Genomic DNA, 21228 nt, shown 5'->3' with positions numbered 1-21228 from the left:
CTGGAGGTATGCCGCATTCCAGCGACTTTGATCACAGTTTGGACGCATTGCCGGCATCCGACAAGCCCCGGTGTCGCATTATTGGTCTTAGACGTTCGACTCCAGGCAGTCCGACATTCACGCGCCTGTCGCGGCGCAGCATAGGATTGGATCATCCGGGCTTCATTTCCAATCCCGTTCGTTGTGAACTCGACTGTGGCGGCGGAAGCGGATCTGGTCATCCAGCCCGGCCGTCGCCATCAACAAAAGCACAGAGGGGGGATCATCATGCCTGCATTGTCACGCCGCGATTTCCTGGCACTCTCGACGTCGGCGGCAGCCGTCGGCCTCGCCGCGCCCGCGCGCGGGGCGATGGGGCCGAACGACAAGTACGATCTGGTGATCCGGGGCGGCGAGGTGCTCGATCCCAGCCAGTCGCTGCGCGCCAGGCGCGATATCGGCATCCGCTGGGGCACGATCGAGGCGGTCCAGGAGACGATCCCGGCCGAGCGCGCGCAAAAGAGCATCGACGCCGCGGGCAAGCTGGTGATGCCCGGCCTGATCGATCTGCATTGTCACGTCTATCCCTACGGCTCGGCCATCGGCATTCCCGCCGACGAGCTGGTGCAGTTCCAGGGCACGACGACCGTCGTGTCGGCGGGCGATGCCGGCGTTAACAATCTGGCGGCGTTGCGCCGCTTCATCGTGGCCCAGACGCGGGCGCGGATGTACGCCTTCGTCCACATCGCCAATAACGGCCTGTCGGCGTTCCCGGTCGCCGAGCTCCACAACATCGACACCGCGCAGACCGAAGCCTGCGCCATGGCACTGGCCGAGAATTCGGACTTCCTGCTCGGGGTCAAGGTACGCATGTCGGAAAACGTCATCTTCAAGCACGGGCTCGAGCCGCTCAAGCGCGGCATCCAGGCGTGCGAGATGTGCGGATGGCCGGCGAAGATGATGGTGCATATCGGCGGGGTCGAATCCAAGGAGCTGATGTCTGAGATCCTCGACCTGATGCGCCCCGGCGACGTGCTGACGCATGCCTATTCGGGCGCCCCGAACATGTCGAGCGTCTTCACGAATATCGTTCAGGACGGCAAGCTGCTGCCTGCGGCTCTCGCGGCCAAGCAGCGCGGCGTCATGTTCGACGTCGGGCATGGCGGCGGCAGCTTCGATTTCACCGTGGCGGACGTGGCGATCCCCGGCGGATGCGCTCCTGATACCATCTCTTCCGACATCCACGTCTTCTCCGGCAATTCGCCGGGCATACCCTTCCTGCCCAACGTGATGAGCAAGTTCATGACGCTCGGTTTCACGCTGGAGCAGGTGGTCGCAATGGCAACGACCGCGCCGGCCAAAATCATCAACCGTGCGCCGAAGATCGGCACGCTTCAGGTCGGTGCGCCCGCCGACGTCGCGATCATGGAGCTGGTCGAGGGACCCGTCAGCTTCGTTGATACGCGCAACAACAAAAGGGAAGGGAAAGCCCACCTCAAGCCGGTCCAGACCGTCATCAACGGCGTGCCGTTCGGGCGGCCCTATCAGGCTCCTTTCTCAGTGAGATAGAGAGCCGATCTCAAGCCTTTTTGAGATTTCGGCGAAAAGTTCTTACAGGCCGGGCGTGACCCCGAAGCGGCCGAGGCCGGGCAGCTTGAGCGCCGGGCGTCGGATGTCGCCTGTGCCGGACGCAATTGGCCCGAGCCATTTGTCCGTAGGCCCCAAAGCCGAACGGTCATGGGCCGAATGGGCCGAATGGGCCGGATCCCGGCCTGTCCCGGGCTTCCCCTTGCAGCCCGCATGCCGTATGACGCTGCAACGCAAAAATGCCCCGAAAAATGTCCTCATGATCCGCCTCGACAACGTCAGCAAGCAAGCCGGCCATCAGATCCTGTTCATCGAAGCCTCCGCGGCCCTCAACAAGGGGGAGAAGATCGGTCTCGTCGGGCCGAACGGCGCCGGAAAGAGCACGCTGTTCCGGATGATCGCCGGTGAGGAACTGCCCGACGAGGGTCAGGTCTCGACCGATCGCGGCATCACCATCGGCTATTTCAACCAGGACGTCGGCGAGATGAGTGGCCGCAGCGCGGTGGCCGAGGTGATGGATGGCGCCGGTCCCGTCAGCGAGGTCGCGACCGAATTGCGCGAGCTTGAGGCCGCCATGGCCGACCCCGACAAGGCCGACCAGATGGACGAGATCATCGCCCGCTACGGCGAGGTGCAGCACCGGTTCGAGGAGCTCGACGGCTATGCGCTCGACGGCCGCGCGCGCGAGGCGCTGGCGGGGCTCGGCTTCAGCCAGGAGATGATGGACGGCGACGTCGGAAAACTCTCCGGCGGCTGGAAGATGCGCGTGGCGCTGGCGCGTATTCTCCTGATGCGTCCCGACGTGATGCTGCTCGACGAGCCGAGCAACCATCTCGATCTCGAAAGCCTGATCTGGCTGGAAAAATTCCTGCACGATTACGAGGGCACGCTGCTGATGACCTCGCACGACCGCGAGTTCATCAACCGCGTGATCTCCAAGGTGATCGAGATCGATTCCGGCTCGCTCACCACCTACACCGGCGATTACGAATTCTACGAGCAGCAGCGGGCGCAGAACGAGAAGCAGCAGCAGGCGCAGTTCGAGCGCCAGCAGGCCATGCTCGCCAAGGAGATCAAGTTCATCGAGCGCTTCAAGGCGCGCGCCTCGCATGCGGCGCAGGTGCAGAGCCGGGTCAAGAAGCTCGACAAGATCGAGCGGGTCGAGCCGCCGCGGCGCCGCCAGAGCGTCGCGTTCGACTTCCTGCCGGCGCCGCGCTCGGGCGAGGACGTCGTGGCGCTCAAGAACGTGCACAAGGGCTATGGCTCAAAGCGCATCTATGACGGGCTGGACTTCATGATCCGGCGCAAGGAGCGCTGGTGCGTGATGGGCGTCAACGGCGCCGGCAAATCGACGCTGCTCAAGCTGGTTGCCGGCGCGAGCGAGCCCGACGAGGGCACCGTGGCACTCGGCGGCAGCGTCAAAATGGGCTATTTCGCCCAGCACGCGATGGATCTGCTCGACGGCGAGCGCACCGTGTTCCAATCGCTGGAGGACGCGTTTCCGACCGCGGGGCAGGGCTCCTTGCGCGCGCTCGCCGGCTGCTTCGGCTTCTCCGGCGACGACGTCGAGAAGCGCTGCCGCGTGCTCTCGGGCGGCGAGAAGGCGCGCCTCGTGATGGCCAAGATGCTGTTCGACCCGCCGAACTTCCTGGTGCTGGACGAGCCCACCAACCATCTCGACCTCGCCACCAAGGAAATGCTGATCAATGCGCTGTCGGATTTCGAGGGCACCATGCTGTTCGTCTCGCACGACCGGCATTTCTTGGCGACGCTGTCGAACCGCGTGCTGGAGCTGACGCCCGAAGGCATCCACCAATATGGCGGCGGCTACACCGAATATGTCGCGCGCACCGGCCAGGAGGCGCCGGGGTTGCGGAGCTAATCTCTGCTGTTGCCGGTGAGCCTGGCGATCGCCTCGATCTCGTTGGTCCAGATGCCGCCGGAATAGCTTTGCGGCAGCCGCGCAAGCAATTCCGGCGTATCGATGCCGGTGGAGAACTCGCCGCCGCTGTAGGGGCCGAGCGCGAACACAGCGCTGTTGACGGCGTTCATGCGCGCGAGAAAGCGATCGGGCCAGCCCCATAGCCAGGGGGCGACGTTGATTGGCACCAGCACCATCGCGTTGCGGCAGGCCTCTGGGACGAGACCGGTCCAGCCGTATCCGATATAGCGTGCCAGGCAGCTTTTGATAGACTTCCGCGAGATCGTGCGGACATCCGGGGCGAGGCGACGGATCACGTCGATGGGCTCGTCGCCGCCATAGACCATGATGGTGCTACGCCGCCCGGCCGACAACGTGGTCAGCACGCCGGCAAGTTTCTCGCCTTCGTCCGGGTCCCGGCTCTTCACGTTGATGAGCAACTGCTTGTCGGGGAAGGCGGCGAACACCTCCGACAAGGTCGGCATCATGCCGACGCCCTTGCCGCGGAACGGGAAGGTCTTGCCGCCGTCCGCGGTGTAGCCGTAGCCGATATCGAGCGTCTTCAGCTTTGCCACGCTCTGCGCGCGGGTGACGCCGAGGCCGTCGGTCCGGCAGTCGAGTGTCCAGTCATGGAAGACGGCGAACTCGCCGTCACTGGTTGGGTGCACGTCGAGCTCGACCACGTCGGCACCGGCCTCGAAGCTCGCGCGCATCGAGCGCAGCGTGTTTTCGAGATAGTCGTGCACCGGCGGCAGCATCCGCGCGGCGGTGCAGGTATCGTTCTTCAGGTCGCGTTCATCGAACCGCTGCGCCATGCCGCGATGGGCGAGCAGCACCGGCTTGCCATCCCGATGTGGCGCCAGAAGGCTTGTGTTGTTGACGTAGATTGCAGCTGCGACGGCGATCGTGATCGCCGCGGTCACTTTCAGTTTCCTGCCCACCAGCCATTCCTCATTCCATGATCATCATCCTCATTGTTTGAGGTCGATTTGCGGCACCCCGCGCATGACGTCCCGGTACGGTCGGCGTCTTGAATGCCCCCCGTCTGTTCGTTACGCTTCGCAAAATGGGAGCGAACAACCATGAAGCAGCTGCGGATCGGCGACATCACCATCGATGCGGTGATCGAGCGGGAGGGGCCGTGGCGCCGGCCGCAGGATTTCTTCCCGGCCTATGACGAAGACGTGTTCGAGCGCCATCTGCCGACAATGGAGCCGGAGGTGTTCGACGCCGCGCGCGGCATGATGGTGATCACCTATCAGACCTTCGTGGTCCGCACGCCGCGTTACACCATCCTTGTCGACACCTGCACCGGCGAGGACAAGGGCCATCCGCCGCCGTTCGATTTTCCCGGCAAGGCGCGCTGGCGCAACGAATTGTTCGCGCTCGGCATCGGCTTCGAGCAGATCGATTACGTGTTCTGCACGCATCTGCACATCGACCATACCGGCTGGAACACGACCTTGCGCGACGGACGCTGGGTGCCGACGTTTCCCAACGCGAAATATGTCTTCCACAAGGGCGAGTATGCGGCCTGGGAGGCCGAGCATGCCAAGGGCAACAATCCGCCCGGCACCGTCTTTCGCGACAATTGCCTGCCGATCGTCGAGGCCGGGCAGGCGCTGCTGGTCGACGACGACTACGCGCTCGACGATACCGTGACGCTGACCCCGACGCCGGGGCATTCGCCTTGTCATTGCTGCGTGAACATTTCTTCGAACGGCCAGCGCGCCGTGGTCGCGGGCGACCTCATGCATCACCAGATCCAGTGCCGCGAGCCGGGCTGGTCGGCGAAGCCGGATTGGGATGCGAAGCAGTCGGCGATGTCGCGACTAAAGTTCTTCGCCTCTGTTGCCGACACGGACACGCTGATCCTGCCGATCCATTTTCCGGCGCCGACGGCCGGGCTGATCAAGCCGTTCGGCGCCGCTTTCGATTACCGTTTCAAGCGCAAGTAGCCTCTAATAGGCGTAGAACATCCGCTGAATGTCCTTGGTGTCGGTCGTCTTGGTCAACGCCAGCATCAGCAAGATGCGCGCCTTCTGGGGATTGAGCGTATCCGAGACGACGAAGTCGTGCTCATCGTCCTTGGCCTCGCCATTGCGCGCGACGATGCCGTTGCCGACACGGCTGCTGCGAACGATCAGCACGCCTTTCTTGCGGGCATCGTCGAGCGCCGGCTCGACCGCCGGGCGGGCCAGGCTGCCGTCACCCACGCCGGCATGCACGACCCCCTTGGCGCCGGCAGCGACAAAGGCGTCGATCGCGACCCGGTTCATGTTGGCGTAGCCGTAGACGATGTCGACCTGCGGCAGGACATCGAGCTTGGACACGTCAAATTCGGAATCCGCCGTGTGCCGGCGGGTCGTTTGGCGATAGAAATACGGCTTGTTGCCCTGCATGTAGCCGAGAAAGCCGAGTTCGGGCGTGCGAAAGGTGTCTGCCGTGGTCGTGTTGTTCTTGGTGACGTCGCGCGCGGCGTTGATCTGATCGTTGAGGGCGACGAGCACGCCCTTGCCGACGGCTTCTTCACTGCCTGCGAGGATCACCGCATTGAAGAGATTGATCGGGCCGTCCGCGCTGATCGCGGTCGATGGACGCATCGCACCGACGACGACCACAGGCTTCTTGCTCTTGACGACCAGATTCAGGAAATAGCTGGTTTCCTCGATCGTATCGGTCCCGTGCGTGATCACGATCCCGTCCACGTCGTCCTGCGCGAGGAGCGTATTGACGCGCTTGGCGAGCTTCAGCCAATAATCATCGTTCATATTCTCGCTGGCGATCTGGAAGACCTGCTCGCCCTTGACGTTGGCCACGGTTTTCAACTCGGGGACGGCGTTCAAGAGGGTCTCGATGCCCACCGTGGCCGCGGTATACCCGATGACGGTGGTGCTGCTCGCCCCGCTGCCGGCGATCGTGCCGCCGGTTGCGAGAACCATGACGTTGGGCAGGCCGGGGCCTCTCGCGTTGGCAACGTCAACGATCATAAGCAGCGTAAAGAGCACGCTCATTATCGCCACCAAGTGATCACGCACGCGGAACTGCAACATCTCGTCCATCCTTTGCTGGAAGCCTCGTTGATGCGCCCCGGTTCGCTCAGCGCCGCATCATCTGTCAGCCGCTGCGTTCTGTCTAGGGTCGCGGCGCGTTTGCTTTACGCGCTCGGCGCGTGTCGGAAACTGGCGGCGGGGAGGCACAAAAAGCAAATGGCCGGGACATTCTCGCGCGAAGACGCGCTTCTGCCCGGCCATGACGGCATTTCGCCTGTGATGGCTTTGCTGAAAAAGCCGGGAACGGACTGCGCGTTTACGCGCTGGTCTCGCACTTCTTCATGAAGCTGTTCTTGGCGGCGCCGGCGAGCGGCTTGCCGTCGGCGCTGACGGCCTTGGGCGCGCAGGCGTCTTCCTTGCATTTCTTCAGGAACGAGGTCTTGGCGGCGCCGGCCAGCGGCTTGCCGTCCTTGCCGACGGCCTTGCTCTCGCAGGTTTCTTGCGCAAGGGCCGAACCCGCTGCGAAGGTGGCAACGATCGCAGCGACGAAAATCCGCTTCATCATGGGGGTCTCCTGAACCAGAAATGGCCGGCAGATTGGAGCCGGGAATCGTGGCGCAATCAAGCAGGATGAGCACTGGGCCGCCCGGTCGCCCGCTGATTTTTGCGCTTCAAGCGCGGGAGATGTCGCCTCTGTTGCAGTGCTCGCTGACCGCATCGGGCGATCCTGCTAGCGTTGGTCCCTTGAGATGGAGAGGAAGCATCGTGATGGACGCCGCGATCCCGCACGACCAGGCAGCCGATCGGCATTCCCACCTGGTTCGCCCCCAAGACATGGATTGGCAGAAGACGCGCTTTCCGGGCTGCGAGGCCAAGACGCTGCTGTTCGATCGGCGGACGGGGCTGATGACCGCCTTGATGCGTTTTGCGCCAGGATCGGTGCTGCCCGATCACGAGCATGTCGGCATCGAGCAGAGCTGGGTCATCGAAGGCGCGCTCGTCGACAAGGAGGGGCCGGCCAAGGGCATTGCCTGCAAGGCCGGCGAATTCATCTGGCGCGAGGCGGGCAGCCGGCACGCCGCCTGGTGCCCGGACGGCGCGTTGATCCTGGCGATCTTCCAGGTGCCGAACAAGTTTTTCGAGGCCGACGGCCGCGTGGTCGATGCCGCTGGCCAGGATTGGGACGAGACCTGGGGGCACACAGCGGCGCAGCGGGCGCAGAGCGCCTGATCGCCTTCACGCGCCGCGCATCAGCAGCGCCTTGAAGTCGGCCCGCGCGCGCTGCGCTTCGGCGCGTGCGACGTCGGAGGCGTCGCCCATGCCGAAATAGCCATGGATCAGGCCGGGACCCTCATGGTGCTTGACGCGAACGCCGGCGGCCTCCAGCGCCCGCGCATAGGCGGCGCCTTCGTCGCGCAGGGGATCAAACCAGGCGGTGGTTACGACCGCGGGCGCGACGCCGGCCAAGGAGGCAGCCCGCAGCGGCGAGACGCGCCAGTCGCCGGCGTGTGCGGGATCGGCGAGATAATGGCCGCAGAACCATTCCATCGTCGCCCGCGTGAGGAAGTAGCCCTCGGCGTTCTCGCTGCGCGAGGGATAGCGCGCGTTCTCGCGCGCATCGGCATAAGCGCCGACGACGTCGGTGACCGGATAGACCAGCAGTTGCGCGGCGAGCTTGATGCCGGCCTCTCGACAGGCGATCGCGCTCGTCGCTGCGAGATTGCCGCCGGCGCTGTCGCCGGCAACACCGAAGCGCTTTGCGTCACCGCCAAATTCCGCGACGCGGCCAAACACGTCGCTGACCGCGGCGAAAGCATCCTCGAAGGCGCCGGGAAAGCGCGTCTCGGGTGGGCGGCGGTAGTCGACGGAGACGACGACCGCGCCGGTCTCGATCGCAAGGTTGCGCGCCTGCCGGTCGTGGGTTTCGAGATCGCCCGCAACCCAGCCGCCGCCGTGGAAGAACACCACCGTCGGTGCCGGCGCGGCGCCGACCCGATAGACCCGTGCGGGAAGCAGACTGGCGCCGCCTTTCACCCTGATATCCTCGACGCTATCGACCGGCGGCGGCGGAATGGCGGCACGCGAGGCAGCCAGTGCGCGCAAGGAATCGCGGGCGCTCTGTGGCGTCATGACCGTGGGATCGCGCATCGGCATGAGCGGAATGATCTGGGCGATGACGGGATCGAGCGGTGCGGCCATGGGCGTATCCTCACAGGGTTCTTGGTCTTGCTTGGTCATTAGCATAGGTTTTACGGGCCGCATCGGCAACCGGCGTGCGTCACAGGGCCGGACGAACGGGCAGGGAGGTTCACGAGGTGGAATTCGAGACGCTGGTCCAGTCGCGCCGCAGCGTGCGTGGCTTCAAGAACGAGCCGGTGCCGCGCGCGGTGATCGAGGCGATCATCGAGAGCGCCAAGCGCGCGCCCTCGTCGATGAACACCCAGCCCTGGCATGTCCATGTGCTCACGGGTCATCCGCTGGAGGAGGTGCGTCGCCGCAACATGTCGGAGATGGCCGGCGGCGCCAAGGTCAAGCGCGACATCGTCAGCCATGGCGAATACCAGGGCGTGCATCGCACCCGGCAGGTCGACATCGCCAAGAAGCTGTTCGGCGCGATGGGAATCGCGCGCGACGACAAGCCGATGCGGCAGGACTGGGTGCTGCGCGGCTTCCGCCAGTTCGACGCGCCGGTCTCGCTGGTGCTGACCTATGACCGCGTGCTCGATCCCGGCGCGGTCTGCCACTTCGATCTCGGCGCGCTCTGCTACGGCATCGTGCTCGCGGCGTGGGACCGCGGGCTCGGCTCGGTCATCAACGGGCAGGGCATCATGCGCTCCGACATCGTGCGCGAGGTCGCCGAGATTCCGGAAGACGAGGTCATCATGACCTGTGTCGCGATGGGCTATCCCGACGACGGCTTTGCCGCGAACGCCGTACGCTCGGACCGCGAGCACAACCACCAGTTCGTGCGTTACGTGGGTTTTGCCGATTAGCACGAGCAAGAGGAGATTATTCTCTGGCGGAAAATATTTGGTGCGGTGTCGCGAGTGGCCTCTTGCAATCTCGAAGTCGCGGGAGGAACAATATGCGGACTGAGAGGTTTGTTGCTGGCGCGAGGGAATTGATATGCGGCGGCTGGCTAGCCTGGTTCGGCGGTTCTTCGGTCCGCGACTGCGGCCTAAGATCGATGATGATCCAAGTCTTCCTTTCACACCCGAAGAGTTCGGCCGGCTGATTCGCAGCGGCCGGCACGAGGACATGAAGCTGCTGGCCGACGGGCTGGCCTGCCGCTCCATCCCGCGCCGCGCCAGCCATCGTGCGACGCATTAGGCTGCGCTCGAGACGGGTCACAGCGCTCACCGCGTGAGCGCGACCTGCTTGAACGCGCGGACCAGCGCCTTCTCCAGCTTGCCTGTCATCTCGCACAGAACGTCGTAGGCCTCTGCGCGCGGCATGGTCGGCTTGTAGTGCCGGTGCTCGATCAGGGCTGCGAAGATGTCCGAGATCGTTAGAATCCTGACGATATCGCCAATGCTCTCGGCGCAGAGCGCATCGGGATAGCCGCTCCCGTCGAGGTACTCGTGATGATGGCGGACGGCATCGAGAATCTCCGGCGAGATCCCGTCATGGTCCTTGAGAAACGTATGGCCGGCGGCGGGATGCGTTTCGATCAGCGCGCGCTCGGCGGCATCGAGGCGGCCCGGCTTGTCGAGGATGGCGAGCGGAATCTGCGCCTTGCCGATGTCATGGAACATGGCCGCCGAGTAGAGACGTTCCAGGTCGGCCCTGCCGACGCCGAGGCTCAGTCCGAAGTCGATGGCGACACCGGTCACCAGCAGGCAATGCTGATAGGTTCCTTCGTGGTGCCGCCGCACCGTCATGAGCCACTCCGTCAGGCCATGCCGGGTGATGCGATCGGCGATCTGGCGACCGGCTTCCTTGGTGGCGTTTACGTCGAGCGGCTGGCCCAGGGTGACGGAGGTGAACATGGATGCGATCGCGGTCGCGGCGGTCTCGACGGCAGTGTCGGCCTGCGCGCTCGCGCGCGACGCAGCCGAGAGCGGATCAGGCGGATCAGACAGCGCCGCCAGCAGCTTCGCCCGGTTGATCGCGCCCGGCAGGACCAGGGTCGCTCCAAGCGCATAGGCCTGCGAAACGGAGACATGCGAGGTGTGCTCCAGCAGGAAAATCCGTTTCTTCGCTTTTGCGAGCTTGCCCGCCCGTTTCTTGATCGCCGCGATGTTGTCGACATCGCGAAGCTCGGCGCGAATGACGATGGCGGACGGCACCTCTGACAGCTTGGCCTCAGCGTCCAGCCGCTCGCCCGCGACGGCAAAGCGTTGCTCGAGGATCGAGCACACACCGGCCAGCTTGTCGGACGTGTCGGCCAGCACATGCACGAACGGGCGCGGCGCTCCAGCGACGGCGGTGCCGTCGAGGCTGGTGGGTTTGAGTGTGGTTTGCGCGTTCTGCACGGACATGACCCGGAATATCGCGGGCTCCCATCGAGGGGTCGAATTCTCGTCTACTTGGCCTGAGCGGCGGCCTGCGTTGCGGCAGCCGGCGTACTCGCCTGCTTCTTCTTGCTTTGCGAGGTGACGAAGTGGATGCCGGCCGTGGTGCCGTCGATCCAGACCAGCTCGCAGCGTCGGTAGGCCAGGCCCGTCGACGACAGCAGCATGAAGAATTCCTTGGCCTGGAGCACGTCCAGCGTGCCCTCGACCTCGACCTTCGCGCCCGTCTGCGAGACGTCGAGCAGGACGCAGCTGCGCCGCCAGGTGCCGTCGGAGCCCATCAGATTGACGGGCTGCCGGTGGTCCATTCGCACGCGCGCCGCCTTGCGGCCATCGAACTTCATTGCTTGTCTCCCACTCGTGCGGCGCGATGCGTCCCATCGCTTGGCTTGGCGCTTGCGGCGATTTGCCCCCAGCGCACCGTCCATTGGCTCGTGGACAGCAACTGCGTCTCGAAGATCCGTTGGGCTCGTTCGCGCTGGGCAAAGGAAAGACGCGCGCCGCTGCGATTGCTCAGGATGGCGAGCGTGGTCTGCCAGTTGAGCCGTGACGCGCGGCAGGCCATGACCAGACCCTCGCAATCCTCGTCGGCCATGACGTGCTCGACGATGTCGAGAGGCGCCCCCGAAAGCACCGACAGCGCCGTGAACAGATTGGCGGTCTCTCCACGGATCGCAAAGCGGTTCACGGCGGAATCGTTGAGCTTGCCGATGCGATTGAGGGCGACGATCTCCGGCCGCGCGCTTGCATAGGCGGCCGCGCAGGGCAGCTTGGCGATGTTTGGCGCGGCCGCTGCGGCTCGAGGCGACACGGCGGCCTTCTGCCCTGTGCCGGATTTCGGCGCTGCCGAGGTCGACAGCAACTCCCGCACGACCGTGTCGGGCGTATCCGGCCGGAGCGTCAGTGCCTTCGTGAGTTCACCATCCGTCAGGCATCTCTCAACGAGCGCAGCGTAAGCGGCATCAGAGAAACGTGCCTCTGTATTGCCGATCAGCGCAATACACGCGCTGCGGGCGCCGCCCTTGATCAGCGTCTCGATCACCGGCGGATCGATAGGCGCGCGGGCGGCGATCGCACATTGCTGCCGTTCGCCGGTCGCGGCCGCGATCGAGTTGAGATCGGCCGCGGACAGTGACTGCGAGCTGAGCAAGACAGGGCACGCCACCTGTGGATCGCGGTGGGAGGCGAGGCGTCGCACGGTCTTCGGCGGAGCCACCTTGAGCTCCGCGAGTGCCGTGCTGAGATCGATCAGCGCACCGGCCCCCACCCGCTCCGTCAACCGCAGCAGAACGCCGTCGGTCACATTGGCGAGCAATTCCTGAGGCCGGTCGCGGCTGCTGGTGAGCAGCTGCAAGATGCCGGAGAGGATGCGGGTGCAGCGGTCCAGCGGACACGTTGCGACTGCGTCTTCCAACTCGACCAGAGTATCAGCAGGCGAACTTGCCATCATTGGCGGGAGCCTGAGTTGAAAAAACTTGACTATACAACGTTCGTTATTGCATCTTACATTCGTTAATTTTTGATTTTAAAAATTAAATGTTGGGGTATTAATGCACCGCCAAATTCCAGGAAATACTATCGAAATTTGGTGGGACACGGCGCCACGGCCTGTCTTTAATCTTCAATGGTCTAGGACAAGTTTGATTGTTTCGGCGTAACCGAAAGCCGAAAGGGGGAGCGGCACGCGGCCGGACGGACTTCAAACACGACACTGCGTTTTTTTATTGCTATGAACAAAATTGATGATGTGCCCGGGGTGGCGCTCAGAACATTTCACTTTTCAGATGCCGACGAATTTCGAAGCGCCATTCGCGGGCTGAATTTCGAATTCACGTCCCTTGTACCGAAGATTTCGGCCGAGCAGACAATCCTGTCGTTGCCCGGCTGCGACGTGAACTTGACGCGCGCGTTTCCGCGGGTGGTTGACGCACAGCTCGTCGAGAATTGCACGGCGATCGGCTTCACGATGGACGACCTCGACGTACCAATTCGCTTCAACGGCTCGCAACGGGCGCGGCCCGTTGTGGTCATTGGCAACGGCGGGGCGGCCTACACCACCGTCGAGGAGGTGCAGCGGCAAATCGCCTCGGTCGTTTTCAGGCCGGAGGTGAGGGATCGTGGCTGGCCGCCCACGCTCTCGAGCTTCAAGATCTTTGAGGTTTCCGCGACTGGCTTGCAGCGGCTGCGCGGCGTGGTTCGTGGGGTGCTGGCCGAGGCGTCCGGGCCGGTCCCGCCACCGGAGCTCTTGTTGAAGAGCGCCGCGATGAAGGAGTCCCTGCTCGCAGCCGTCGACGAGGTCTTTGAATCGATCGTTCCGGTCCGCTGGACCCTGGGTCCCAACGACGGACGGAATTTCAGGATCTTCCAGGATATCCGCGCGCTGCTGTCCGACGACCTGTCGCAGCCGATCTATAGCGACGAGATCGCCCGCAAGCTCGGGCTGTCGGTTCGCACCATGCACGACGTCGTCCGCCGCTATCGCGGCATGAGCCTGCACCGCTATTTGCGTCTGCACCGGCTGTGGCTGGTGCGACGGCGCCTTCTCGCCGGGGCCGATAGCGTCAAGGCGGTGGCCCTGGCGTACGGCTTCTGGCACCTCAGCGATTTCTCCAGAAGCTACCGCGACCAGTTCGGCGAGACGCCGTCGCAAACGCTGGAGCATGGTCGCGGACGGTAATGCGACAAATCGAGTAGGGCTGGGCGCCGGTTTCGTGCTACCGTCGAGCCATGAGCAATCGCATTCTCGTTCTCTACGGTTCTTACCGTTCCGACCGCATGGGCATCCGCCTTGCGAATTTCGTCATCAACCGGCTGCGCGGCCGCGGCGAGGACGTCGAATTCATCGACGCCAAGGCGATCGGGCTGCCGATGCTGGACCGCATGTACAAGGAACATCCCAAGGGCTCGGCGCCGGAGGCGCTCGAGAAGCTGGCCGGGCAGATCCGCGGGGCCGACGGATTCGTCTTCGTCACCGGCGAGTATAATTGGGGCATGCAGCCTGGGCTGAAGAACCTCACCGACCATTTCCTGGAGGAATGGTTCTGGCGCCCGGCCGCGATCGTGAGCTATTCGGCCGGCCGGCTGTCCGGAGCACGCGCGGCGACCGCCTGGCACGGCACGCTCTCGGAGATGGGCATGGTGGTGGTATCGAGCACCATCGGTGTCGGCCCGATCGCGCAGACGCTGTCGGAAGCCGGCGAGCCGATCGGCGATGGCGGCAAGGCCCTGGAGCGCTCGTTTCCGCGCTTCGCCGACGATCTGACGTGGTGGATCGAGGCGGCGAAAGCGCAGCGCGCGCGCAAGGCGCCACCTTACTAGGCCGCCCGGACCTCACCGAGGAAGCGCTCGAACTGGCCGGCGAGATCGCGCGACTGGATCGAGAGCTGCTCGGCCGCGCCCAGCACCTCTCTGGCCGCGGCGCCGGTGTCGTCGGCGGCGCACTGCACGCCGGAGATGTTGCTGTTGACCTCCTGGGTGCCGCGGGCGGCCTCCTGAACGCTGCGGGCGATCTCCTTGGTCGCCGAGCCCTGCTCCTCGATCGCCGCCGCGATCGCGGTGCCGATCTGGTCGATCTCGGCGATGACGTCGGCGACGTTGCGGATCGCCGCCACCGTCTCGTCGCTCGCGGTCTGGATCGCGGTGATCTGCTCGGAGATCTCCGTCGTGGCCTTGGCGGTCTGGCCGGCCAGCGACTTCACTTCGGAGGCGACCACGGCAAAGCCGCGGCCGGCCTCGCCGGCACGGGCGGCTTCGATGGTCGCATTTAGCGCAAGCAGGTTGGTCTGCTCGGCGATGCTCTGGATCAGCGTCACGACGTCGCCGATCTTCTGCGCGCCCTCGGCGAGCGTGCGCGCGGTGTCGCCGGTGCGGCGGGCATAGTCGACGGCACGTGCCGCGATCTCGGTGCTCTGGGCGACCTGACGCCCGATCTCCGCGATCGAGGAGGTCAGCTCTTCAGTGGCGCTCGCGACCGTCTGCACGTTGGTCGAGGTCTGTTCGGAGGCGGCGGCGACCACGGCGGCCTGGCTGTTGGTCTGCGCCGCCGTCGAGGTCATCGACTGCGCGGTGCTTTCCATTGCAGCAGAGGCCCGCGACAGGCCGCCGACCAGCTCGGTCACCTTGGCCTCGAAGGCGCGGGTGAGATCGTCGAGCGCCTGGGCGCGGCGCATCTTGCCGTCGTTCTCGGCCTGCTTCTCGGCCGCGAGCCGATCGGCGCGGATCATGTTGTCCTTGAACACCTGAACGGCCGCGGCCATCGCGCCGATCTCGTCGGAGCGCTCGGCGCCCCGAATGGTCTCCGCAACCTCGCCGTCGGCGAGCCGCGACATGCGCGTCGTCAGGCCGACGATCGGCGCGCAGACGCGGCGGCGAACCGTCACGATGAGGCCGGCGCTGGCGATCAGCACGGCGACAAGGCCGACGAGCGCGATCGTGAAGCTGGTGTGCGCGGCCGACGAAGCGCCGGCGAGAATCTGCTCGGCGTTGTCGTAGAAGGCGTCGCGGACGCCGATGATGGTGCCGAGGCCGCGCTGCGTGGCGGCGTAATAGGTATCCATGTCGTGTTCGTATTTGCCGGTGATCGCGCCGTCCTTCACCAGCTTGAGCTCGCGGCCGAACTCTTCGACATAGATCGCGTTGAACTTCTCCAGGGCCTCCGCGACGTTCGCCGGGGTTGTTGGATTGCCGCGCAATTCCTGCAGCGACATCACGATCTGATCGTTGCGACCCTGCGAGCGGGCAATGTCGGCCTTCTCGGCGTCGGTCGCCGGCTTCTTTCCGCCGAGGAGATTCTTGTGCAGGCTGGAGTTGAAGCCGCCGACGTCGCGCAGCGTCATCGCGACATTGGCGTAGCTGGCCTGCCGGTAGGCGTCACCGTTCAGGATCGCCATGCGGCGGACCTGCTCGTTGAGCAGCGCAGTCACGCCGCCGTTGAGCACGGCATTGTCGACGACGATCTTCTTGGCGGCGTCCTTGCGCGCATCGGCGGGGCCCGCCAGCGCCTTGTCGATGGCCTCGCGCAAGCCAGTGAACTTCGCGTTGATGCCGTCGATGTTGCTGCCGATCGTGGTGCCGTCGTCGAACGGGCCGGGCAGCTCCTTGCGCAGTGCATTCATCTTGTCGCGGGCGCGGTCGGTCTGCTTGCGCAGCTTGTCCTGCTCGGCCAGCAGCGCAGGGTCGATGGCCGCAGGTCCATAGAGGATGTTGGTGGAAAAGCCGCGCTCCGGATTAAGATAGCGCGGGATGTCGCTGACCGCGCGGACGATCGCGAGGCGGCCTTGCGCCTCGCTGATCAGTTCCATGGTCTGATATTTCGTCACGGCGACGTAGACGGCGAGGCCGCCGCCGACGGTCGAGAGCGAGACGATGGCGCTGGTCAGGAGCGTACCGATTTTCATGATCTGTCCGGCAAATAACGGAGAATTATTTCGCCCGGACGATAGGGCGGCCATGTTAATCTGCGGTTTACGCTCTTTTGCCGTCTCAGCTGTAGGTCGCGCTGACCGATCCCAGCGGGCCAAAATCGGCAACGTAGGTTTCGCCAGCCTTGGGCCGGAGCATACCGGTCAGCGTTCCCGTGCTGATCGTCTGGCCGGCCTTGAGACCGATGCCGGTCCGCGACAGCTCGTTGGCAAGCCAGGCCAGCGGCACCAGCGGATGGTCAATCGCCTCTGCAGCGGAGCCGCGGCGTCTCTCAATGCCGTTGCAATTGAGGACGACATCCTGAGTGGCGACGTCGCGGCTGCGCCAGTCGGCGATGGGCTCTCCGAGCACGATCGTTCCTGATCCGGAGCCGTCGGCCATAATCGCTGGCATCGGCGGAAACGCCGCGTCGTGAATGAAGCGGCACTCGGCGAGCTCGATGCCGGGATGCAATGAGGCGACGGCGTCGCCGACCTCGTCCACCCTATAGGGCTTCGCGCGCGGCGGCAGATCGGCGCCGAGACGCGCCTGGAACTCGACTTCGGGGATCGGGCTGCATTGTCTGGCATGCTCGACGCTGGCGGGCGAACTCTTGATCAGGGGCGCGAACACCCGCCCATAGATCGGCGCGGAGATGCGAAGCTGACGCTGGAGCCCGGACTTCATGCCCGCGATCTTCCAGCCGACGACATCCCAGCCGAGTTCTTCTTCCACCATCTGCGCGACTTGGTACGCCGTGTCCGCATCCGGTGGGACCAGCCGTTCGTCGAGGCCGCTCTGTTGCCGGCCCTCGCGACGCAAATCGGCGAGCTGACGGGCGAGTTCGCGTTGCCGGGATAAGTCCATTGCGCGTCTCCAATCTATTTTTTTGTACAGGCGAGGGTGGTTGCGAGGACGATCTCCAGTTCCTCCTGAACCTGATCGAGCGCGTCGGCGCTGCGGCTGGCGCGGCACATCGCGACCGTGCCTTCGATCGAGGCGACGACGAGGGTTGCAAGCCGCTCGGCGCGCTCGGCAGCCAGTCCTTCGCGCAACAAGGCTGCTTGCATGATCCGCCGCCAATCGGCGAACACGCCGTCGGCGAGGTCGAGCAGGTGCTGCTGCGCGGCCGCGTCGTCCTTGTCACTGGGCTCACCGACATAGCGATCGACCGCCACGGCGAGCACGGGGCAGCCGGCCTCGAAGCCGGTTGCCTCCAACTGACGGCGCCATGATGCGACAAAAGCCTTGAGGCCGCCGATCACGCCGCGTTCGTTCATGGCTTTCTCCAGAGGAATGGATACCTGCCGTCCGGCGAAGGTCACGGCTTCGGCGATCAATTGCGGCTTACCGTCGGGGAAGTGGTGGCTGATCGAGCCGCGCGGCGTCGCTGTGTGGCGGACCACGTCGCGCATGCTGGTGGCGTTGACGCCGCGGCGGCTCATCAGGTCGGCGGCGCCGGCGATCATCCTGTCGCGTGTGGTGGCAGTCATCGGGAATCCTGCAATTGGCCATCTCCATCTAGACTATGACACTTGACATAAGCAAGCCGCGCTGAAATATGTCGAGTGTCATATTCGTGGAGAGATGCTAATTTGACCATCATCACCGTCACCGCACCGGCCGGACGGCTCGGCCTGCCGCAGCGTCGGCAGCTTGCGGAAAGCCTGACCGACGCCGTGCTCGAGCCGGAGGTCGGCCAGAAGGCGCCGGCGGCCCGAATGGGGTTCCAGGTGCATTTCCACGACCTGCCGCCCGACAGCATGGCGATCGGCGGCCGGTTGCTGTGCGATCAGGACAAGCCGCGCGACATCATCACCGTCAACATCGCCGTCATGAACGCGGCCTGGCCGCCGGAGGTGCGCGCCGAGGTGATCCGCAACGTGCTGGCGCGACTTGCGGAGGCCTGCAGCATGCCGGCGCCGTCGCCGACCTGGTGGGTCAATTTCGAGATCATCGATGAGGGAAGCTGGGGATCGCGCGGCGGGGTGCTCTCGATCCTTCAGCTGTTGGATTCCGGCGTGTTCACGCCGGCCCGGATCGAGGCGATCCGCGCGGCGCTTCAGCAGCCGGCCTGACTTGCTGCCAACACCACAATCGGGAGACGAGCACATGAGCGAAGGTCAGATCCGCACCGAGGTGCACGGCCACGTCCTCAAGATCATCATCGCCAACGCCGCGAAGAAGAACGCGTTCACGCCTGCGATGATGGAGCAATTGTCCGATGCACTCACCGAACTGCACGACAACGATGCCTATCGCGTCGGCGTGGTCTGCGCCGAGGGCGGGGATTTCACTGCAGGTCTCGATATGCCCAAATTCTTCGGTCCCACCGCGGAGAAGCGCAACACCAAGGACGGCAATGTCGACCCGTTCGGGCTCAACAAGCGCTGCCGCAAGCCGATCGTGACGGCCGTGCAGGGTATCGTCTACACCATCGGCATCGAGTTGATGCTCGCCGGTGACATCGTGGTTGCAGCCGATGACTCACGCTTCTGCCAGATGGAGGCGAGGCGCGGCATCGCACCGCTGGGCGGCGCGCATTTTCGCTTCCTGTCGCGGGCCGGCTGGGGCGATGCGATGTATCATCTGTTCCTCTGCGACGAGTTTTCGGCGCAGCGCGCGCATGCGATCGGTCTCGTCCAGGAGGTCGTGCCTGCAGGCGAGCAGATCGAGCGGGCGATGACGCTCGCCGCCATGATCGCGCGCAATGCGCCACTCGGCATTCAGGTGACCAAGGAAGCGGCGGCGAACTATGTCGAAGCTGGCGAAGCGGCCGCGATTGCCTACATCCCGAAAATTCGCGATCGCGTGCTCGGCAGTGCCGACGCCAAGGAAGGCATCCAATCCTTCATCGAGCGTCGAGCGGCCGTCTTCCAGGGGCGCTGATCGGCGCCGACTAGCGCGGCGCCTGATCGAGCTTTGCGAGGATCTCCAGCGTGGCGCCGTCGCGTTCGCCTGCGAAATATCGGGCGAGCGCCTGATCGAAGACGGGCTCGTCGGAGACCGCGCCGAACAGCGTCATCGACGAGCGGAATTTGGCGTCATCCGGCGCGCCGAGGATCGCGTTGATAGTCCGGCCATCGACCGCGAGCACCAGCCTGGTGCATTCGATCAGGCGACCGCCGAGGATGGGGTGGGCGAGATAAGCCTCGGCCTCCGCGCGGGAGCCGATGGCATAGCGCTGCGACATGGCGCTGAACCCGAGACCTGCGACCTGGGGGAAGATGAACCACATCCAGTGAGTCTGCTTCCGGCCCCTAGCCAGCTCGCCCAAGATGTCGCCGTAGACCGGGTCTTGGGCCCGGACAAAGCGATCGAGATCGAACGGATCGGTCATTGGATACCTTAGGGGATACCTTTGGAGGGCCTTGGCGGCCCCGATTATGCCTAACTTTTGGCTCCCAATGTGGTAGCTGGTATAGAGTCTCTCCGGGTGGGGGTGGGTAAGCCCCCGGGGGTCGATTTGGGGATCTGATGGTTTCCGACGCAGCACACGCCGAGAGGCTGTTGTCGCGCCGCCGTGTCGGGCGGGCTGAAACGATTCTGCTGTCTGTGGCCGCGATGGCGCTGGCGCTCGGCGCCGCCGCGTGGGTCGCCGATATCAGCGATTCGACCCCGCTGGTCTCCGCGGCGTTGCCGCCGGCCAATGCCCCCTCATTCGAGGACCGTTTCGCCTCGGCCTCGGCCGGCCCGTCGCCGCGCGAGCTTGGTCTGCGGGTGCTGGAGCGCTCCGCGGTGAATGCGGCCCAGCTCAAGCTGCGGGATGCCAAGGCGATGCTGGCCCAGAAGCTCCAAGGCGACGACTGGCGCTCGATCCTGACCGAGGACGACCGGTACATGACCGAGGAGGCGAGGCGCTCGCAGCGCGCCGACGCCATCCCCATGCCGCGCGCGCGTCCGGTCCAGGCGGACTTCTCCGCTCAGATCGCCTCCAGCCAGGCCTATGCGGACACCAATCTCAGGGTCGACAACCGCAATTTCTTCGAAAAATTCACCGACAAGATCAAGCTGGCCTCGCTGACGCCCGGCGACGGCCTGCTCGGCAGGGGGCCGGACCTCGCCGCTCTCGGCTACGATTCGCGCACCGCGGTCTACGACATCTCGGCCAAGGCGGTTTACCTGCCGAGCGGCGTGGCGCTGGAAGCCCATTCCGGCCTGGGCGCGCTGATGGACAATCCTGACCATGTCGATCGGCGGATGGTCGGCGCGACGCCGCCGGCGATCTACGATCTGAAGCCGCGCGAAAAGCCATTCCACGGCGTCCGTGCGCTGCGCATGACCCCGGTCGAAGGCACCAGCGCGCTCGGCCGCGTCGGGCTGCTCACGCACAATTACTTGCTCGGGCCGCGCGGCGATTCCAACGGCTGCGTCTCGATCAAGGACTATGATCGGTTCATCAAGGCCTACGACAATGGCGAGTTCAACCGCCTCGTCGTGGTGCCGAGCCTGCGCGGAGCGACGACCGCCTCGCAGCGCGCGAGCACCGATTCCTGATATTCGCCTGCGACGGCGGGGCTGCCGTTTCCCCTTCGTTAAGCCGTCCTCGTCCAGAAGCAGCCCATGAGTGATCCATCCAGTTCCGAGACCCCGCTGCGTACGACGTTCAAGATCAAGCTGAACGGCGACACGTTGGCGATCGCGACCGTCGGTCAGGCCTATCAATTCCTGACCAACTTCAAGTCGGTCGAGTGGATGGAATTTCGCTCGCTGCATGAGGACGCCGTCGCGGCCCTGGAAGGCGCCGCCGGTAACGCCATGCTGGCAGTGCAGGCAACCAACGCCGTGCGCGCGCTGTTCGTCAGCGCGAAGCTGCTCTGAGAGAATCTCTCCC

At 64.9% G+C, this 21228-nt stretch carries 23 protein-coding genes; 12 read left to right on the top strand and 11 right to left on the bottom strand.

Annotated features, from left to right (window positions below; translation table 11 throughout):
- The first annotated feature begins 267 nt into the window (after positions 1–267).
- Together ABIA40_RS13410 and ABIA40_RS13405 are read left to right on the top strand one after the other, a co-directional pair.
- Entirely contained in the window at positions 268–1548 is a 1281-nt protein-coding gene (locus ABIA40_RS13410; RefSeq protein ID WP_271546870.1) for an amidohydrolase/deacetylase family metallohydrolase, read from the top strand.
- Between the two features lie 277 nt (positions 1549–1825).
- Positions 1826–3448 (top strand): ABC-F family ATP-binding cassette domain-containing protein, encoded by a 1623-nt coding sequence (locus ABIA40_RS13405; protein ID WP_404541462.1) that lies wholly within the window; start codon positions 1826–1828, stop codon positions 3446–3448.
- Here the strand turns inward: ABIA40_RS13405 and ABIA40_RS13400 are convergent.
- Positions 3445–4428, bottom strand: coding sequence for a glycerophosphodiester phosphodiesterase family protein (locus tag ABIA40_RS13400; RefSeq protein ID WP_404541461.1), 984 nt, complete (start codon positions 4426–4428; stop codon positions 3445–3447). The two genes, ABIA40_RS13405 and ABIA40_RS13400, sit on opposite strands and share 4 nt — an antisense overlap.
- Before the next feature lie 141 nt (positions 4429–4569).
- Between ABIA40_RS13400 and ABIA40_RS13395 the strand changes: the two genes are divergently transcribed.
- A complete protein-coding gene (locus ABIA40_RS13395) occupies positions 4570–5445 on the top strand; it encodes an MBL fold metallo-hydrolase (protein ID WP_404541459.1) in 876 nt (291 codons plus the stop codon).
- 3 nt (positions 5446–5448) lie between these two features.
- Here the strand turns inward: ABIA40_RS13395 and ABIA40_RS13390 are convergent, their stop codons facing one another.
- Positions 5449–6501 carry a type II asparaginase gene (locus ABIA40_RS13390; RefSeq protein ID WP_404541457.1) on the bottom strand — a complete coding sequence of 351 codons (1053 nt, stop codon included), beginning with the start codon at positions 6499–6501 and terminating at the stop codon, positions 5449–5451.
- A 295-nt stretch (positions 6502–6796) separates the two neighbouring features.
- The gene (locus tag ABIA40_RS13385; RefSeq protein WP_271546860.1) at positions 6797–7045 is read right to left on the bottom strand and encodes a hypothetical protein; all 249 of its coding nucleotides are present in this window, start codon (positions 7043–7045) and stop codon (positions 6797–6799) included.
- 203 nt (positions 7046–7248) lie between these two features.
- Here ABIA40_RS13385 and ABIA40_RS13380 point away from each other — a divergent pair, with 203 nt between their 5' ends.
- Complete coding sequence (locus ABIA40_RS13380) at positions 7249–7710, top strand: cupin domain-containing protein (RefSeq protein WP_036000328.1); 462 nt, start codon at positions 7249–7251, stop codon at positions 7708–7710.
- 6 nt (positions 7711–7716) lie between these two features.
- Here the strand turns inward: ABIA40_RS13380 and ABIA40_RS13375 are convergent, their stop codons facing one another.
- Complete coding sequence (locus ABIA40_RS13375; RefSeq protein WP_157284660.1) at positions 7717–8679, bottom strand: alpha/beta hydrolase; 963 nt, start codon at positions 8677–8679, stop codon at positions 7717–7719.
- A 116-nt stretch (positions 8680–8795) separates the two neighbouring features.
- On the opposite strand from ABIA40_RS13375, the gene ABIA40_RS13370 reads away from it, so the two are divergent.
- Positions 8796–9473, top strand: coding sequence for a nitroreductase (locus tag ABIA40_RS13370; RefSeq protein ID WP_225114113.1), 678 nt, complete (start codon positions 8796–8798; stop codon positions 9471–9473).
- Positions 9474–9606: 133 nt separating this feature from the next.
- Complete coding sequence (locus ABIA40_RS13365) at positions 9607–9810, top strand: hypothetical protein (RefSeq protein WP_036000317.1); 204 nt, start codon at positions 9607–9609, stop codon at positions 9808–9810.
- A 26-nt stretch (positions 9811–9836) separates the two neighbouring features.
- Here ABIA40_RS13365 and ABIA40_RS13360 read toward each other — a convergent pair whose 3' ends face one another.
- Genes ABIA40_RS13360 through ABIA40_RS13350 form a run of 3 tightly spaced genes read right to left on the bottom strand, consistent with a single transcriptional unit; the run spans position 9837 to position 12444 of the window.
- Positions 9837–10955, bottom strand: a complete 1119-nt coding sequence (locus tag ABIA40_RS13360; RefSeq protein ID WP_271547268.1) for an HD-GYP domain-containing protein — start codon at positions 10953–10955, stop codon at positions 9837–9839.
- A 50-nt stretch (positions 10956–11005) separates the two neighbouring features.
- Positions 11006–11338, bottom strand: a complete 333-nt coding sequence (locus tag ABIA40_RS13355; RefSeq protein ID WP_271546855.1) for a PilZ domain-containing protein — start codon at positions 11336–11338, stop codon at positions 11006–11008.
- Positions 11335–12444: a DUF2336 domain-containing protein gene (locus ABIA40_RS13350; protein WP_404541454.1), complete on the bottom strand. Its 1110-nt coding sequence runs from the start codon at positions 12442–12444 to the stop codon at positions 11335–11337. Before ABIA40_RS13350 ends, ABIA40_RS13355 begins: the two co-directional genes overlap by 4 nt.
- 279 nt (positions 12445–12723) lie before the next feature.
- Here ABIA40_RS13350 and ABIA40_RS13345 point away from each other — a divergent pair, with 279 nt between their 5' ends.
- Complete coding sequence (locus ABIA40_RS13345; protein WP_404541452.1) at positions 12724–13671, top strand: helix-turn-helix domain-containing protein; 948 nt, start codon at positions 12724–12726, stop codon at positions 13669–13671.
- 50 nt (positions 13672–13721) lie between these two features.
- Positions 13722–14312 carry an NADPH-dependent FMN reductase gene (locus ABIA40_RS13340; protein WP_271546851.1) on the top strand — a complete coding sequence of 197 codons (591 nt, stop codon included), beginning with the start codon at positions 13722–13724 and terminating at the stop codon, positions 14310–14312.
- On the opposite strand, the gene ABIA40_RS13335 is transcribed toward ABIA40_RS13340, so the two are convergent.
- The 3 genes from ABIA40_RS13335 to ABIA40_RS13325 all read right to left on the bottom strand — a co-directional run bounded on the left by ABIA40_RS13335 (position 14309) and on the right by ABIA40_RS13325 (position 17863).
- Complete coding sequence (locus tag ABIA40_RS13335; RefSeq protein ID WP_404541450.1) at positions 14309–16390, bottom strand: methyl-accepting chemotaxis protein; 2082 nt, start codon at positions 16388–16390, stop codon at positions 14309–14311. The genes ABIA40_RS13340 and ABIA40_RS13335 overlap by 4 nt on opposite strands.
- 85 nt (positions 16391–16475) lie before the next feature.
- A complete protein-coding gene (locus ABIA40_RS13330) occupies positions 16476–17261 on the bottom strand; it encodes a 2-keto-4-pentenoate hydratase (protein ID WP_404541448.1) in 786 nt (261 codons plus the stop codon).
- A 14-nt stretch (positions 17262–17275) separates the two neighbouring features.
- Positions 17276–17863 (bottom strand): TetR/AcrR family transcriptional regulator, encoded by a 588-nt coding sequence (locus ABIA40_RS13325; RefSeq protein WP_404541446.1) that lies wholly within the window; start codon positions 17861–17863, stop codon positions 17276–17278.
- A gap of 126 nt (positions 17864–17989) precedes the next feature.
- Here ABIA40_RS13325 and ABIA40_RS13320 point away from each other — a divergent pair, with 126 nt between their 5' ends.
- Together ABIA40_RS13320 and ABIA40_RS13315 are read left to right on the top strand one after the other, a co-directional pair.
- Entirely contained in the window at positions 17990–18472 is a 483-nt protein-coding gene (locus ABIA40_RS13320; protein ID WP_404541444.1) for a 4-oxalocrotonate tautomerase family protein, read from the top strand.
- Between the two features lie 34 nt (positions 18473–18506).
- Positions 18507–19283 carry a crotonase/enoyl-CoA hydratase family protein gene (locus ABIA40_RS13315; protein WP_404541442.1) on the top strand — a complete coding sequence of 259 codons (777 nt, stop codon included), beginning with the start codon at positions 18507–18509 and terminating at the stop codon, positions 19281–19283.
- Between the two features lie 10 nt (positions 19284–19293).
- Here ABIA40_RS13315 and ABIA40_RS13310 read toward each other — a convergent pair whose 3' ends face one another.
- Entirely contained in the window at positions 19294–19734 is a 441-nt protein-coding gene (locus ABIA40_RS13310) for a DUF1810 domain-containing protein (protein ID WP_275499253.1), read from the bottom strand.
- A 206-nt stretch (positions 19735–19940) separates the two neighbouring features.
- Here ABIA40_RS13310 and ABIA40_RS13305 point away from each other — a divergent pair, with 206 nt between their 5' ends.
- The gene (locus ABIA40_RS13305) at positions 19941–20891 is read left to right on the top strand and encodes a DUF2778 domain-containing protein (RefSeq protein WP_157287478.1); all 951 of its coding nucleotides are present in this window, start codon (positions 19941–19943) and stop codon (positions 20889–20891) included.
- A 66-nt stretch (positions 20892–20957) separates the two neighbouring features.
- Positions 20958–21215 carry a hypothetical protein gene (locus tag ABIA40_RS13300; protein WP_024338019.1) on the top strand — a complete coding sequence of 86 codons (258 nt, stop codon included), beginning with the start codon at positions 20958–20960 and terminating at the stop codon, positions 21213–21215.
- The last annotated feature ends 13 nt before the right edge of the window (positions 21216–21228 follow it).

It is taken from the genome of Bradyrhizobium sp. USDA 223 (genome assembly GCF_044909005.1).
Classification (GTDB): domain Bacteria; phylum Pseudomonadota; class Alphaproteobacteria; order Rhizobiales; family Xanthobacteraceae; genus Bradyrhizobium; species Bradyrhizobium yuanmingense.
The sequence above is the reverse complement of the archived record's forward strand: the minus strand, read 5'-3'. Positions and strand labels throughout refer to the sequence as shown.